The organism is Chryseobacterium aquifrigidense, assembly GCF_006716485.1.
Taxonomy (GTDB): Bacteria; Bacteroidota; Bacteroidia; order Flavobacteriales; family Weeksellaceae; genus Chryseobacterium; species Chryseobacterium vietnamense.
Map to the genome: position 1 here is coordinate 20295 of NZ_VFPD01000006.1, position 16737 is coordinate 37031.

13 protein-coding genes are annotated in these 16737 nt (G+C 36.0%); 6 read left to right on the forward strand and 7 right to left on the reverse strand.

All coding sequences use genetic code 11. From position 1 onward, the window contains the following. Positions 1–71 precede the first annotated feature (71 nt). The gene (locus FB551_RS22640) at positions 72–860 is read right to left on the reverse strand and encodes an SDR family oxidoreductase (RefSeq protein ID WP_142019012.1); all 789 of its coding nucleotides are present in this window, start codon (positions 858–860) and stop codon (positions 72–74) included. A 298-nt stretch (positions 861–1158) separates the two neighbouring features. Between FB551_RS22640 and FB551_RS22645 the strand changes: the two genes are divergently transcribed. From FB551_RS22645 to FB551_RS22660, 4 genes are all read left to right on the forward strand, one after another. Further along, positions 1159–1617 carry a hypothetical protein gene (locus FB551_RS22645; protein WP_142019013.1) on the forward strand — a complete coding sequence of 153 codons (459 nt, stop codon included), beginning with the start codon at positions 1159–1161 and terminating at the stop codon, positions 1615–1617. A 300-nt stretch (positions 1618–1917) separates the two neighbouring features. Further along, positions 1918–4806, forward strand: coding sequence for a SusC/RagA family TonB-linked outer membrane protein (locus FB551_RS22650; protein WP_142019014.1), 2889 nt, complete (start codon positions 1918–1920; stop codon positions 4804–4806). A 26-nt stretch (positions 4807–4832) separates the two neighbouring features. Beyond that, positions 4833–6341: a RagB/SusD family nutrient uptake outer membrane protein gene (locus FB551_RS22655; RefSeq protein WP_142019015.1), complete on the forward strand. Its 1509-nt coding sequence runs from the start codon at positions 4833–4835 to the stop codon at positions 6339–6341. 124 nt (positions 6342–6465) lie between these two features. Continuing rightward, on the forward strand, positions 6466–8292 hold the full coding sequence (locus FB551_RS22660; protein WP_142019016.1) for an alkaline phosphatase: 1827 nt from the start codon (positions 6466–6468) through the stop codon (positions 8290–8292). Positions 8293–8516: 224 nt separating this feature from the next. Here the strand turns inward: FB551_RS22660 and FB551_RS22665 are convergent, their stop codons facing one another. The 5 genes from FB551_RS22665 to FB551_RS22685 all read right to left on the reverse strand — a co-directional run bounded on the left by FB551_RS22665 (position 8517) and on the right by FB551_RS22685 (position 13786). Beyond that, the gene (locus FB551_RS22665; protein ID WP_142019017.1) at positions 8517–9515 is read right to left on the reverse strand and encodes a phosphatidylinositol-specific phospholipase C; all 999 of its coding nucleotides are present in this window, start codon (positions 9513–9515) and stop codon (positions 8517–8519) included. A 339-nt stretch (positions 9516–9854) separates the two neighbouring features. Next, positions 9855–10538 (reverse strand): hypothetical protein, encoded by a 684-nt coding sequence (locus tag FB551_RS22670; protein ID WP_142019018.1) that lies wholly within the window; start codon positions 10536–10538, stop codon positions 9855–9857. Positions 10539–10759: 221 nt separating this feature from the next. Next, positions 10760–11980, reverse strand: a complete 1221-nt coding sequence (locus FB551_RS22675; RefSeq protein WP_142019019.1) for a 3-phosphoshikimate 1-carboxyvinyltransferase — start codon at positions 11978–11980, stop codon at positions 10760–10762. 70 nt (positions 11981–12050) lie between these two features. Then, positions 12051–12377, reverse strand: coding sequence for a nucleotide pyrophosphohydrolase (locus FB551_RS22680; protein ID WP_034692883.1), 327 nt, complete (start codon positions 12375–12377; stop codon positions 12051–12053). Next, positions 12377–13786, reverse strand: coding sequence for a hypothetical protein (locus tag FB551_RS22685; RefSeq protein WP_142019020.1), 1410 nt, complete (start codon positions 13784–13786; stop codon positions 12377–12379). The genes FB551_RS22680 and FB551_RS22685 overlap by 1 nt, the downstream gene beginning before the upstream one ends. A gap of 184 nt (positions 13787–13970) precedes the next feature. Between FB551_RS22685 and FB551_RS22690 the strand changes: the two genes are divergently transcribed. After that, entirely contained in the window at positions 13971–14222 is a 252-nt protein-coding gene (locus tag FB551_RS22690; protein ID WP_002976190.1) for a type B 50S ribosomal protein L31, read from the forward strand. Between the two features lie 103 nt (positions 14223–14325). Next, positions 14326–15486, forward strand: coding sequence for a GlmU family protein (locus FB551_RS22695; RefSeq protein ID WP_185150231.1), 1161 nt, complete (start codon positions 14326–14328; stop codon positions 15484–15486). Between the two features lie 77 nt (positions 15487–15563). On the opposite strand, the gene FB551_RS22700 is transcribed toward FB551_RS22695, so the two are convergent. Next, on the reverse strand, positions 15564–16715 hold the full coding sequence (locus FB551_RS22700; protein ID WP_142019022.1) for a hypothetical protein: 1152 nt from the start codon (positions 16713–16715) through the stop codon (positions 15564–15566). Between the last annotated feature and the right edge of the window lie 22 nt (positions 16716–16737).

Consider the following 16737-nt stretch of genomic DNA (forward strand, 5'->3'; position numbering starts at 1 on the left):
GATTCTTTACAACTTAATTCTTCTTAATGGTTTAAAATTTTATTATCAAATAGCTTTCTATACAACTGAAACTAATCCAGTTTATTATATTTTTTCATCAAATTCTCATAAGTTCCCTGTGGAAGAATCCATTTCAAAGGAACTCCTATTTTCTGCCCGAATTTACCAAAATAATAATGAGCTTTCCATTTATTTTTTGCTAAAAGTTGTTCAATGTATTCTGCTACTTCCAAAGGTTCTGTTCCGTCATTCACATGAGAATTCATCAAAGCATATACTTTATCAAAAACACTTTTATAAGGTTGAGAAACCTGTGCAATGACTCTGTTATCCGCAATATTGGTTTTAATATCTCCCAGGTGCAGAGAACATACATCAATATTCCAAGGGTAAACTTCATATCTCATCGCTTCCGTTACTTTATCCAGTGCCGATTTGGAAGCCGAATAAAATCCACGGAAAGGCAGCCCCATTTCACTTCCGATACTGGAGACATTAATGATTTTTCCGAATTTGTGCTCACGCATGTTCGGAAGAACGGCGCTCATCATCTGTACAGGTCCGGCAAGATTCAGGCTGAACAATTTCAGAATATCTTCTTTGGTAGAATCTTCTACCGCACCTACCATTCCCATTCCGGCATTATTGATCAGAACATCAATTTTGGTTTCTGTTTTTAAAACCTCAGCAACAGCATTCTGAACAGCGGTGTTGTCTGTTACATCTGTAGGTATGGATTTGAAGTACTCACTTTGTGTATACTTACGGCTTAATCCGTATACTTTATGTCCTTTTTTACCAAAATATTCGGCTAAGGCAAACCCGATTCCTGATGAGGTTCCTGTTATAATGATGGTCATTGAATTCGTATGATTTTTAATGTTTTTATTTTACTTCTGATGCCAGTGAGACATTTTTAAAGGTCTGTGTTCAAAAGTAAAATCTATTTTCAGCAAATGTAAAAAAAGAAAAATGAACTCAGGGATAGATAATATCTGAAAATTAGAGATATTATTTAAATAATAAAGCTTTTGAAAAATTACTTATATTTAATAATTAAAAACAAAGTGGATATAATGAGAAAAAATCACTTTTATTTTACCAGCTATGTGCAGGCTTTTTATGGGATTAAATAGTACAAGATATAATTGTTTACAGATGAAACTGATATTTATATTATTATTAATCACTGGTTCTTCTTTCAATGCTCAGGAAGTCATCCGTGAGAAAGATGGTACTGTTATTATAATAACCCATTGCGAAAGAAAGTATGCAAGAGATACACTGGCTTATCTTAAAGAATTTGAAGTAGCTAAAGACAGATATATTGGGAAACCTTTCTCCATATTGCTAAGCGATATGAGATTGGTACAACCTAAGATGGTATCGTCTGAGTTCCATGGCAGAAAGAAAAATATAACACCAGGTTCTATGTTTAAATTTTCTCCAGGAACGCCAGGTGTGGGTAATCCAGCAACTTTATTGATACGCTGGCAAGACCCTGTTCCAAGAGATCAAACAAAATATTACGAGCAAAAGAACAGTTTCTATTTTACCACTGAAGAAAAGAATTTCTACGGAAGTAAGATCGTAAAAGATATTATTATATATAGATAAATATTCTGAGCAATATATTTATATAAAATGGCCTCCAATTTTCTGGAGGCTATTTTTATAAGCTAACTTCTTATTTGTATTTGCTGTAAACTTAAAATAAAGTTAATCTCAATTATGCATAGAATATTTGAGGAATGATTACTTTTAATTGCTTATATGATTGAAATACAATTGTTTAATTTTGTTTTGTGATGACAGTCATCTTAAAAAAGCTAAAATTTCTTAATAAAAACATAAGAAAACCTTAATGAGTGGTGGGAGCAGGCTGATCTAATTTTGCACCTAATCAAAAAGGAGATCATGAATGTATTTAAAATCCCTGTATCCGTAACGTATTTAACGGGAAGGGTATTACTTATTGGTGCAATATCAGCTTCACCGATGTTCCTCGCTCAAAAAAAAGACAGCTTAAAAGAAAAATCCATCGACGAGATTGTTGTTGTCGGGTATGGAACACAGAAAAAAAGTAAAGTTTCCGGTGCTGTTTCGGAGGCTTCGCTGGATAAGCTTACTTCGAGATCTTTGTCCGGAGTAGGAGAAGTACTTCAGGGTAAAGCACCCGGAGTTACTGTAGTGAACGAGGGAGGCGATCCTAACGGCTCACCTAAAGTAAATATTCGTGGTCTGGGAGGAATCAATGGTGAAACGCCCTTGTATGTTGTAGACGGAGTAGTTTTTAATGGAACACCTTCTATTAATCCAAATGATATTCAGGATATTTCTGTGCTAAAGGATGCTTCTGCAGCTATTTACGGAGCAAGATCTTCAGGAGGGGTTATTCTTATTACCACTAAAAAAGGGAAAAAAGGAAATCTTACGGTAGATTTTGATGTTAAATACGGAGTCAACCAGGCTTGGAGGCTGAAGGAATCCCTGAATGCTGCGGAATTCCAGGATGTGATGTACAAAGCCTATGAAAATGCCGGGAAGCTGGGAAGTTTGCCGATGGCTTTTAATCCCAATCAATATCCGGACGGAAGAGTTACCAGAACAGACTGGATGAAAGAAATTTTCAGAACAGGAACAATCCAGGAATACAATGTAAACTTAAGTGGAGGAAGCGAAAAATCCAGATATTTTGTAGGTATGAACCACAGAAGTCTTGAGGGGATTTTATTGAATACTCAGGCAAAACGATACAATTTCAGAGTCAATTCTGAACATAAAGTAAAAGACTGGCTGACGATCGGAGAAAATATGTACTATAATTACTCTGACGGAAACACAGCCGATACAAAAAGTGGATATACAGGAGCTTTGGTTGCTGCCATGTACTATCCGCCAAATGTTCCGGTATATACGCCAAGTGGTGCATTTTCCGGACTACCCATTGATGTGGCAGGAGGTTACGGAGATATGATCAATCCGGTTGCTTATCTTAAAAGAATCAGCATCAGAAACCCTACCCACGAGATTTTAATCAACCCCTATGCTGAAATCACACTGGCAAAAGATTTAAAATTCCGTTCCAATTTTTCACAGACTTTTAAATTGGGAGATGTAAAGAACTTTACGTACAGAGTGTTGGAAGTAGGAAAAATTTTTGATACCAATAATCTAGAATATCAATCCAATAATTCGTCTACAGCTCTTGCGGAGCAGTTGTTGACTTATAAAATATCAGCGGGGCAACATAATTTTGATTTCCTTGGAGGTTTTACTTTCCAGAAAACAATTGATGATGGTTTTGTGGCAAAATCGTATGACTTCAGAAGTGAAGCTGAGGTTTTCCAACACCTTCAGAATGCTGCGGATACCAATAAAGATGTTTCAAGTTACAGATTCAAACAATCTTTGGTTTCTTATCTGGCGAGAATAAACTACGACTATGCAGGAAAGTATATCGTGAGTTTATTGGGAAGACGTGATGGTTCTTCACTGGTAGCCAAACAGAACAGATTTGCTAATTATTATGCCGTTTCCGGTGCATGGGTAGTTTCGAAAGAAAACTTTCTGAAAGATATTTCGTGGCTTTCAAGTCTGAAACTGAGAGGAAGTTACGGTATTCTTGGGAACCTGGGAGGAATTTCGCCACAGGCAGTGAACCCATTGATGACAAGAGATAATAATATTATTTTCGGACAGGATCCTTCTCAGAATATCGCTTATTATGCTACCACACGTCCGAATCCGGATCTGAAATGGGGAAAATCTGAGCAGACCAACTTTGGGGTGGATGCTTCATTCCTTCACAACAGTCTTTCTTTACAGTTTGATTATTTTGTGAAAAATTCTAAAGACCAGATCTTCAACGTAAGCTTACCGAGTACGGCAACCTATAATAATCAGTATGTGAATGCAGGATTATTTCAGGATAAAGGATATGAATTGGGAATCAATTATAATAAGGTGATTTCAGGTGATTTTTCTTTCTCAGTAGGCGCTACAATGAGTCAACTAAAAAATACGGTGAAGCAGCTTGCCAATGTAGATGAGATCTTTATCAATGATAACGGAGTAAGAGGAGTATTGAAACCAACCCGTGTGAAAGTAGGAGATCCTCTGTATTCCTTCTATGGTTATAAGACAGGAGGGATTTTCCAGACTCAGGAAGAAATCAACAATTATAAGGATGCTAACGGAAATCTTATTCAGCCGAATGCAAAACCCGGAGATATCAAATTCCTGAAGAAAGAAGGAAATACAGGAGTGCTTAATAATAACGATTTTGTCAATCTTGGAAGTCCATATCCTAAATTCTCTTACGGATTCTCTTACAACATGACATGGAAAAATTTTGATCTGAATTTATTCTTCCAGGGAGTATACGGAAATAAAATATTTAACGGGATGAAGTTTATTTCTTTGAACCCGGGTGGGACAGGACAGAATTATAATATGGACAGAGATATCCTGAATGCATGGACACCTCAGAATACCAACACCGATATTCCAAGACTGGTACATGGTGATCCAAGTGGTAATTATTCCAAAGTATCGGATTTCTATGTGGAGGATGGATCTTATTTAAGACTGAAGAACCTTACCATCGGGTATTCATTACCAAAAGAATTGTACAGGAAACTGGATGTGAACAAAGTGAGAATTTATATGACCACCAACAACCTGTTTACCATAACGAAATATACAGGATTCGATCCTGAAGTAGGAATGAACTCTTACGGAGTTGATACCGGAAGATATCCTCAGGCACGCTCATTCATCTTTGGAGTGGAGATCGGATTATAATTTTTTAACCAACAAAAAGTAAAAAAATGAAATTTTTCAATAAAATATTGTTAGTATCAGGAATATCTGTAATGCTTTTATCTTGTACAGGAGAGCTGGATGTGCAGCCGGAAGGAACCCCTACGGAAGCCAGTTTCTGGAAAACGGAAAACGATTTGGTTACCGGAGCAAATGCTATGTACAAGCCTTTATTCGATGGTGAATTTTATGGAAGAGGACTGTTCTGGTTCATCAATGCCAGTGATGATATGGTAACCGGAAGAGCAAAAAGTGAGGCGGATAATGCGAAAAACTTCAGCAGCAATTATATCGCGGCAGGTGATCTTGAAACTCAATGGAACAAAAGATATAATGTGATTGGAGTTGCCAACCGTGTGATCCGTAACGTTGATAATATTCAGACTTCACAGGCTACCAAAAATAAATACCTGGGAGAAGCTCTGTTCATGAGCAGCAGAATGTACTTTGAGCTGGCTTATTCTTACGGAAATGAAAAAGCCGGAGTTCCTATTATCGACCGTTCGAAAGATCCGGATACCAACCCGATTCCAAGAGCAGCCAATGTAATGGAGAATTACACTTATATTGTGAATGACCTGAAAAGAGCCGCAGAATTATTACCTGCACAGGCAGAACTTCCTGCAAAAGATTATGGAAGACCTCATAAAGCAGCAGCGTGGGCATTGTTGGCAAAAGTATATCTGTTTATGAAAGACTGGAAAAATGCAGAATTCTGGGCTAATGAAGTAATGACGAAAGGAAACAGAGCCTTATTGGGAAATTTCGCGGATGTTTTCAAAGCTGAAAATAACTACAGTTCGGAATACATCTGGTCGATCCCGGGAACACCAAAGTTTACCGCATGGGGAAGTATTCTTCCAGGAGTAATGCTTGAAAACAAAGGATGGGGAGAATATAACGGATGGGGATACTTCCAGCCAACGAAAGAGCTATTTGATGAATACGAAACAGGAGACCTTAGAAGAAGTGCTACCATCCTGAAAATAGGTGACAAATTTACTTTTAACGGAAAAGAAAGAATATACGCTTCTTCTAATTCCCTTACCGGATACCAATTCAATAAATATATGGATGCGTTCAAATATCAATTGAACAGTGGCCACGTGAGTGCCAACGGAGATTATCCATGTACAGACCTTGCCGTGCCGATTATGCGTTACGCTGAGGTAATTCTTATCAAAGCAGAAGCTTCACTGATGCAGGGGAAATCTGCAGATCAGGAAATCAATATGATCAGATTACGTGCTGGGTTATCAGCGAAAAACGGATGTACTCTGGCTGACCTGAAGCATGAAAGACGTTGCGAACTGGCAGGAGAATGGGCAGACAGACACAGAGACCTTGTACGTTGGGGAGACGCGCAGGCAGCTTATGCGAAACCTTTGCACGGTATCAATGGACAGGTAGTCTGGGCAGCAAGAAACTTTAATCCGGCAGTACATAATGTTTGGGCAGTTCCACAGGCTGAAATCGTAAACAGTCACGGGATCATTAAACAAAATGAGGGCTGGTAAAATTTTAATCTTCTTATATATAAGTCACTATATCATTACAGAACCTTATGTGGTGATATAGTTTTTTCAAAGGTATGGAGATAGGTCGTTTCATTTTGACCTATAAAATAATAATGATATACGAATGAAACTATCAAAAATATGGGCTGTATTGGCCCTGGCTGTTTTTTCTGAAAACCAGGCACAGAATTATTTAAATTATAATGTAGGGAATGCGCATTCGCATAATGATTATATGCAGGAAATTCCCTTTTGGCAGGCTTATTATGCTAACTTCGGTTCCATTGAGGCAGATGTTTTTCTGGTAAAGGGAAAGCTTTGGGTTGCTCATACTGAAAAGGAACTTTCTGCAGACAGAACGCTGGAAAATCTTTATCTCGATAATATTTCAAAACAGATTAAAATCAACAAAGGGAATATCTATCCTGACGCTGGTAAGAAACTTCAGTTGCTTATCGATATTAAGCAGGATTATAAAACATCACTGGATGCTTTGGTTAGTACCTTAAAAAAATATCCGGAAATAACGGATAATTCAGGAATAAAAATTGTGATCACCGGAGGAAGACCTCAGCCTGAAGATTTTAAAAATTATCCAAGCTATCTTTATTTTGATGGAGATCTGGATAAAAATTATTCTACAGATCAGTTAAAAAGAGTAGGAATGTTCAGCGCAGATCTTCCCGGATTGGTAAAATGGAACGGCAAAGGAATTCCAAGAGATGAGGAAACTACAAAAATTAAAAGTGCGGTTGACAAAGCTCATGCGCAGCAGAAACCTGTTCGTTTTTATGGAGCACCGGACTTCCCGAATGCATGGGTGAATTTTATGGATATGGGCGTGGATTATATCAATACCGATCATATTCCGGATCTTAAAAAATTCATGAACTCTATTCCAAGAAACTTTTATAAAAATACAAAAGAATACAGCACATATAAACCGACTTATGCATCAGATGGAGTAACTAAAAAAGTAAAGAATGTTATCCTCCTTATACCAGATGGAACTTCTCTGCCACAATATTATGCTGCCTTTACAGCCAACAAAGGGAAACTGAATGTTTTCAACATGAAATCCACGGGGCTTTCCAAAACCAACTCATCCAACGCTTACATTACAGATTCAGCACCTGGCTCTACAGCATTTGCAACAGGAGTGAAAACTAAAAATACTTTTGTTGGAGTTGATACTATGGGGAAAGCACTGGCACAAATTCCTGATATTATTGCTGAAAAAGGGATGACTTCAGGTCTTATTTCCACCGGAGATGTTACAGATGCTACACCTGCTGATTTCTATGCGCATTCAGATAACAGAAACAGTTCGGAACCTATTCTGAAAGATTTTGCAGCTTCAAAAACAAAAATTCTGATCGGAGGTCCTACCAGTGGATTGTCTCAGGGAAATATCCAGAAATTTAAAGAAGCGAAAATTGATTTGTATCAGAATCTTAAATCTGTAACGAAAATCAGCAACCGTACTTTAGTTATTGATCCTTTAGCTTCGCAAAGAGTAACTAATGGAAGAGGAAACTGGCTTTCTGATGCATTTGATCTTACTTTGAATGATTTAAAAAATAATGAAAAGGGATTCTTTATGATGATTGAAGCCTCCCAGACGGATGGCGGTGGCCATAGCAATAATATAGAACAACTGGTTACAGAATTGCTGGATTTTGATCATGTTGTAGGGAAGGCGATGAAATTTGCTGATGAGAATAAAGAAACTTTAGTGATTGTGGTGGGAGATCATGAAACAGGAGGTTTAACCCTTTTAGACGGAAGCCTGAAAGAAGGCTGGATTTTTGGAAATTTCAGTACGAATGATCATACCTCTATTCCGTCAAGTGTTTTTGCTTACGGGCCGAATTCAAAAGAATTCACAGGATTGTTTGAAAATACGGAGATCTTCAACAAAATACTGGCTGCTTACGGAATTAAGAAATAGCTTTTAATTATACTTTTACTTTTACAAAGAGAGATTGTTTCGTTTTCGAAGCAGTCTTTTTTTATGAATTAATTTAGAGCTCCTGCGGATTTAACAGATTAAGCAGATATTTATGGTAATCGGCGTTATCTGCAAAATCTGCGGGAGAGAAAAAGCAGAACAAAATTCAAAAAGGCTGTCTCAACAAGAGAAACAGCCTTTGAATAAATCTAACAAATAATAATTTAGAAATTGGTGTTAACGATCAATTGAGAAAGCTCAGTATTCACAAAATCAATTGGCATTATTCCGAATGATCCCTGAGTATTCGTCTGGAAGAATGTTTTAAGCCTTGGATTAATATTGTTGGATACCGTAGGAATACTTGGGATTCCAAAAATTCCCGGCTTATAACCGCTCGTGAAATTCACGAAAAGCTTACCGTTTGTATCATTTTTAGCTTCATTAAGAAGGCTGGAAATCCCATTCCACTTATCGTCATTATTAGTTACTTTATAATAATCCTGCACTTTCAACTGTACCCCGGAATTGTTGATATCAAAAGTAGTATTGTCTGCCCATGGTGAGGCGTTGATTCCTTTGGTTGTTCCTGAAGAGAATCTTCTTAGTAATTTGATCTTTCCCCTAACAGAACCCAGTGTAGGAATGTTTGCTCCAAGATCCCACTTAGAAGGATTTTTCTGTACATAAGCGTCAAAGGTCTGTTCAAAACTTCTGGTCGTGTTGGAAGCATCATATTCTTCCTTTACAGACATAATAATGGTTTCAGACGGATTGTTTTGAAGGAATGTATAGCATGCATTTAAAACATCATCAAAGTTCAGGTTTTGGTAAATTGCTCCGTGATGAATAGTGAAAGCATTGTCAATATGTCTGCAACGTATATCCAGAAAACGGACTCCTGCATTAAGTTGCTCCGCAATGCTGAGGTCTTGGGTTTTAGCCGTACCCGATACCACGGGGGCATCTACACGTGCTCCTGAATCATGAGTTCCGGGAATGGAGATTTTTGAAAGGGAAATATTATCCTGAAGACCAGACATCCAGTTATTCAGGGCAACAGGTAATAATGAAGCCTTATTACTTGTTTTTGCTAAAGAAGCCCTAGGATTCTCATTAGAATCTCTTTCCATCATGCTGTCATTTGAACACGAAAAAAAGATAGACGCAGTAACAACTCCAAGAGTAATGGCTGTAAAGCGTTTCATGTTTTGTTTGAACATAGTTTTTTATTTTTTAAGGTAGCTTAAAAATAAGAATATATCAAAACACGAGGAGTTAATTTAACTTTAAGAGATAATTAAGTTGGTATAAAGTCAGGGAGTTGGATGATGGAAGCTAGAAGAAATAAGACGATTTTTATTAACGCAAAGATTATTTTCTATTCTTAAAATTGAGGAAGCAAAAATGAAATCAATAAATTGATTTTTTCTAAGCGAATGCATAGCAATTAAGCTTCATTATCGACATTGTCACCTTCTTTGCTTTCTTTAAATAGAACTATAGAACTGTTTTTTTTTGCATTTTTAAAAGATATAGCTTTTTCCAGATAGAAGTCTCTCTTAAAACACAAAATCCTCTTTCAAACCGGGAAGCCTGAACTTGTGGTCTCCGATAAAGAAATCATTCATTTTAATAAGAGCCGGGAATTGATGAGTAAATTCTTTATGAGAGTTTTCTGGTACTTTGGTATCATCATCACAGGATGAATATTCTCTGTCAACAATCACCTGGCCTGTAGAAAAATTGATCTCATTCGTAAAACTGAAATCACAGGTATCTTCAAAATGATCGTATAAACCTATCAGATAAAAATCCCCGTTCTGAAATCTGAACGTATGCTTATATTGCTGGGTATGCCTTGAATTGGTAAAAAACAGCTGTTCGATAATAAGACAGTTATTTTTTATATCGATTGTAAGAGTATTATCGGAAGGATAAAATCCGAATCCGCTAGAAAAAATGATCTCGGAATTTTCTTTCCATACTTTCAGGCCGTTGTTTTCCTTTTTCAGAATATAGAAAACCCTTTTATAATCACTTGTACCTTCCGGGTTCTGCTCGTCTGATGCTTTTATATTCGTATTAAATATGAGGACTGTTTCATCTTTTCCATCTTTGTCAAGATCGCCTTTGGCTTCTGCAATCTGAGTATAGCCTTTCGGAACCGAAAAATTTTTCAGCTTCTGGGCAGATAAACTCGAAACAGATAAAACAAGCAAAAAGGAAAAGAAAGTTTTCATCATTATTATATTCAACTTGTTTAAACTTTTGTTTTTGAAACAGTAAGATTTGTATTAAAGTGTTGAGAGTAGTAAGATGAGCTTCGCGTTTAAGCTTGAAAATCAGAATGATTCATCTTAACTATACTTTATTTCTTCAATCCTTCTTAAACAACTTCATTGTAAAAATGTGGTAATCCGAAATAAAAATTATTCTTCAAATTACCACATTTTATAGTATTAAATTAATGGGATAGTATGCTTTCAAGATCTTTCCAGAACATTGGATAAGACTTTTCCACTACATCTTCATCTTCAATATTGAGCTCGCTGATCAGACAAAATGGTGCAAAACTCATGGCCATTCTGTGATCCTGATAGGTCTTAATAGAAATATGGCCCTGTGGCTCTCCAAAACTGATTGATTTAATCGTCTGATCTGTAATTTCTGTTTCAGTACCTAGTTTTTGCAGTTCATTATATAAGGCAAGAAGCCTGTCGGTTTCTTTTACTCTTAAGGTTCCCAGTCCTGAAATCTCAAAAGGGATTTTTAAAGCGGCTGCTGTTACACAAAGTGTCTGTGCAATATCAGGACAGTCATTCATATCCAGCACAATTTTTTCCGGGAAAGAAAAATCTGGCTGAGGTTCAAGTGTTAATTTATGCTCATCTTCAGAGAATGTAGTTTTAATTCCGAAGAACTTTTCGTAGATGTCAGCACTTGCAGAATCTCCCTGCGTTGACTCTTTATAAAAACTTTTCAGGTGAATCGTTTTTCTTCCCAATGCACAGATAGAGTAGAAGTAAGAAGCCGAGCTCCAGTCGCTTTCCACCTCATAATGTACTACTGCGGGATTGTCAGGAGTGAAAGGTTCTACTTTGATAGTATTCCCTTCAAAACTGCTTTGGATTCCAAACTTTGTCAGAATATCAAGGGTCATTTCAATATACGATCTTGAAGTCACTTCTCCCACAAGGTTAATCACCAATCCATTCTCAAGTTTTCCTGCAACAAGAAGCAGGGAAGTGATAAACTGGCTTGAGATATTGGATGGAACATTCACGGACGTCTCAGTAATCTTTCTTCCTGTAATTTTTAAAGGGGGAAAACCTTCGTTCTCCATATATTCAATTTCCACTCCAAGATCCCTCAAAGCACTTACCAGATTTTTGATAGGTCTTTCTTTCATTCTCCCGGAACCGGTAAGAATTGTCGTTTTACCTTCCTGAATAGAATAATAAGAAGTAAGAAAACGCATAGCCGTTCCCGCATGATGAATGTCTACCACTTCAGTATCCTCAGATAAAGCTTTTTTTAACAGTTGAGTATCCTGGGAATTGGATAGATTTCCGATTTTTATATTGCTGAACAGGCTTTCCAGAATCAATAAACGATTCGAAATACTTTTCGAACCGCTGATCTGTACTGTTTTATCTCCTGATAATTTTGATTTTTCTAGCTTCATTATGATCTGCATTATCTTAAAAAATAATGAGTTACAAATTGATGTATTATTTATAACTCATCATTTATCATTATTTCAATTTTTCGTTGTTCTGATGCCGGTCTTTATCCCGGTCAGTTTTAATTTTCATTTTTCTGTCAAAAGCGTCCTGTAGGTTGACTCCGGTTTGATTGGCTAAACATAACGTTACAAAAAGCACATCTGCCAGTTCTTCACCAAGATCTTTATTCTTGTCACTTTCCTTTTCGCTTTGTTCACCATATCTTCTGGCAATGATTCTTGCTACTTCACCTACTTCTTCTGTCAGCATCGCCATATTGGTAAGTTCGTTAAAGTATCTTACCCCAATGGTTTTGATCCATTCATCTACCTGCTGTTGTAACTGGGTAATTTCCATTATTGATAAGCTCCTAAAGTTGGGTTGGCAGTTCTTGATACATTCACAATATCAAAAGGTACTGTTGCTGCTACAGCTGTATTTCCTTTTCCAAGAGCTGGTGAACCCGGTTTTACTCTTAAATTCATTTTTGCCATAAAATAATTGACAAACTGAGGCTCTACGTTTTTTACCGTTTGTATCACATTCGGATTGTTGTCAAAAGTGAAACCTGCTCCGGTGGCACTGGTATATTTGATTAATGAATTTTGAAGTAAAAATTCAAACTGCTGTCCTGGGGTTTGCTCAAAATGAATAGCATCATCTCTGTCAGAATAGACAATACTGTTTTTGATGTCAAGCTGCTGTAAGGCTCCTTGCTGCGATTGCCCTGCATCATTTTTCCATTCATTGGCGGCAAAAATTCCTGTTCTGTCAAAAGAGCTCATCGTCTTGGAGTAATTCGCGATCGTAGCATGAGTATAGCTGTGTTTTCCACCCAGGAAAATCCCGACACATGATAAACCACAGTTGTTCATTACAAGATTGTTCGCATTTACTGTAGAACCTACAGCATAAATTCCATATTCAAAGAAAGTATGGATGAATGAATTGGTAATGGTAGCATTGGTTTGCTTCATATCCAATCCTCTCGTACCTCCGAAAAGCCTCGCATGGTTCATCTTAAGGGTAGAATTGGCTTCCATTTTAATAGAATTCCAGTTTTTAGGAATTGTATCATAATAAGGATCATTTCTGTCACCACGAAGAATAACCTGATCTGCCTGAGTTCCGTTAATATTCAAGACCGCTCCGGAAGATACTTTCATTCCACTGTTTTTGTGAAAATAAACCTTAGTTCCGGCATTGATATCAAGGGTTACACTTGGATTGATGGTAAGATTTCCGTAGATGATCTTTGCTTTATTGTTATTCCATGTGGTGGAACTGGTAATTACATTCGGGTTGCCAGGGGTCTGGATGAAAAATTCAGCATCCTGAACCACAGAAAATAAAGTCACATGTTGTTGTCCGGTTGGGCTGGTGAAAAGAACTTTGTCTTCTGCAATAGCTTCCGGTCCGGTAGCTTCCGGGGCAATTTCAACAAAAATATAAAGGCTGTCTTTCTTTCTTAAAGGAACATTTTTAAAATCATATCCCGGTTTTCCATCTACATTGATCCTATATAATGAAGAAGCTCCTTTTTCAAGGTTCACTCTTGGAATCATAATGTCCTTATCTTCATTATTATATACTTTCACAACGTAAGTTTCTGAACGTACCTGATGATATACTGTATCACAAAATACCGTATCTCTTGAGAAACGGAGTTCCTGTGAAGGACTGTCAAACGTTATATCATCTTTATTACATGATACTGCTACAAGTAACATCCAGAAGGAAAAAGCCAGTAATAATTTGAATTTCATTGAAATTAAAGTTTAAGTAAGTTCCAAATTTAACGAAAATACTTTGAATTTCTTATCTATAAAAAAATATTGAATTCAGTATTTGGAATTTAGAAAAAATGTTGTATTTTTGCAACCTAAAATTTAGCAGAGAAATATCCATTACTATTTCGAAAGCAAACTTAATTTTTTTAAAAATAGTATTATGAAAAACGGAATCCACCCAGAAAATTATAGACTTGTTGTTTTCAAAGATATGAGTAACGACGAGGTGTTTCTTTGCAAGTCTACTGCAGAAACAAAAGACACTATCGAGTATGAAGGACAAGAGTATCCTCTAATCAAAATGGAAATCTCTTCAACTTCTCACCCTTTCTACACTGGTAAAGTAAAACTAGTTGACACTGCAGGTAGAGTTGATAAGTTCATGAACAAGTATAAAAAATTCGCTAAGTAATTTTTATACATTTAAAATATTAAAGTCTTCCAATTTTTGGGAGACTTTTTTTATTGTAAATTTGTTGACCTTGAACATAAACCTTAAACTTAAAAACTGAATGATGCAGTTAGTATTTTCAGACGCACAATATTGGGAAGACTTTCTTCCGCTTACTTTTACACGACCGGTTGCAGCGATGCGATGCGGAATTCTTACATTCTCAGAACGTTGGCAGAAAATCCTTGAAAATACTGAGGTAGCCTACTTCACAGAAATGTATCTTCAGAATAAATTTAAAAGCCCGGAGGAAAAAGAAAGTCTTTTTTTAGTTCCTAATTTCCTTCCCACAGAAACTGTAATTCAACAGATTAAAGACCTTAAGCAGGGAGAAGCATTGGTTTATGAAGACGAACTGATCGCTGCTAAAATCAATATGAAAGGTTTTTCTCTGAACCAGATTGAAAAAATGACCGATATTAAGGAAGAACTTGTTTTTTTCAAAAGACCGAAAGATCTTTTTTCTTATAATCACCTGGCGATTGATTTTGATTTTGAATTATTGACTACAGGAAGAGCTTCACAAGAGCTATCGTCTACCAATGGCTTTTTAGGAGATAAAAAAGATCTGTTCATTGAAGAAGGTGCCGAAATTGAATTTTCTACCCTGAATACTAAAACCGGAAAAATTTACATCGGGAAAAATACTGAGATCATGGAAGGCTGTCATCTTCGCGGACCAATTGCGCTTTGTGATGATTCCAAATTCAACCTTGGCGCTAAAATTTACGGAGCTACCACCATCGGCCCTCACTGTAAAGTAGGTGGAGAAGTAAATAATATCATTATCTTCGGATACTCCAGTAAAGGACACGAAGGCTTTGTAGGGAATTCTGTGATTGGGGAATGGTGTAATTTCGGAGCGGATACCAATTCTTCCAACATGAAAAATAATTATGGTAGCGTAAAATTCTGGAACTACAGAACAAAAGCATTCGAAGATACAGGATTACAGTTTGCAGGTCTGATTATGGGAGATCATTCCAAAACAGCCATCAATACCCAGCTGAATACAGGAACAGTAGTAGGAGTTGCATCCAATATTTTCAAACCGGGTTTTCCCCCTAACCTTGTGGAAAACTTTTCATGGGGCGGACTGAAGGATGATGAAAGATTCAAACTTGATAAAGTATATGAAGTCGCAGAAAGAGCTATGGCGAGAAGAAAAGTTGCTTTAACAGAAGAAGATAAAGCGATTCTGAAACATATTTTTGATACGTATTAACTAAAAATAAACCCCTCAGAATTTTTTTGAGGGGTTTATTTTTAGTTTGAGTATAATAACTGTAAACTATCCAGATATCAATAATATTCAATTTCTCTCACCCATTTATAAAGATCTTTTCCGTCCACATTCTTAATCATTTCTATCCAGTTTTTTTGTTTGTCAAACTTATATTTGAAAGTTATTAATTTAGGAACTATGTTTTTATCTTCCATCCCGATTTTATTAAGGTAAGTCATATTGGTGATATAATTACCTTTATATTTAAAGCTTCTTTCAAATATAATTTTATCATTATAATACATGGTCTGTCTCTCCAGTTTTTGATCCTTAGTATAAATATATACAGTAGATTGTGTTGTTCCATTATCATTAATCTCTTCTTCCCTCACTTTTTTTCCATTCTCAAATACAACGGATGAAGATATTTTCCCATTTTTGAATCCTGTTTGCTTTACTAAGTTTCTAAACCCATCATATTCATATTTATAATGTCCGTTTAAGGATATTTTTTTATTTTGATAATCACTTTTATAATCAAAAAATTTCTCCTCAATTGTTTTAAAGTCGTTATTATAGATTTTTACACGGCTTAATTTTTTATGATAAATGGAATCTTTGCCTTCGGTGTAGGAACGTTCCCCTACTTTTTTCCAAATATCATTTGTAATGGCAAAAATACTGTCTGTTTTTGTTATGCTATCAAACTCTGTAACAAATAAGGGTTCGTAACTTTCATAATTAACTATAAATTTTTCTATAACATTTTTTCTTTTGTAATAGGATTCTGCAAATTTTGGGGTTTTATTATCTTTTTCGTAAAAATAATGAGAAGCAATATCTGAATATCTATTTTGTGATTTTTTTATTGTTAATCTGTTTAAATGATCATAGTGATAATTATAAAGATCAACAGTATCTCCTGATCTGTAATACCATATTTCTTTTACAATTTTCCGGTTTCTATTATAATAAGTTTCGTTATTAGTATATCTGCAAAAATAGGTTTCAAACCAGGAGCCTTCCATGCTTTTTCTTAAATTTTCAGGAGTCATTTTTGTTGCGTGACCATATTCATCGTCTCCATTCATAAATGTATAGGGACCGGAATTATCCAGAAAAATGACATTTTCTTTTACGAATTTAGGTTTCCCCAAAATTGAATCTTTAATGACCTGAGAAGATGAAAATGTAGATGAAAAAATAAGAAAAAGTAGTAAAGCTCTCATTATTTGTGATATTATTAAACTG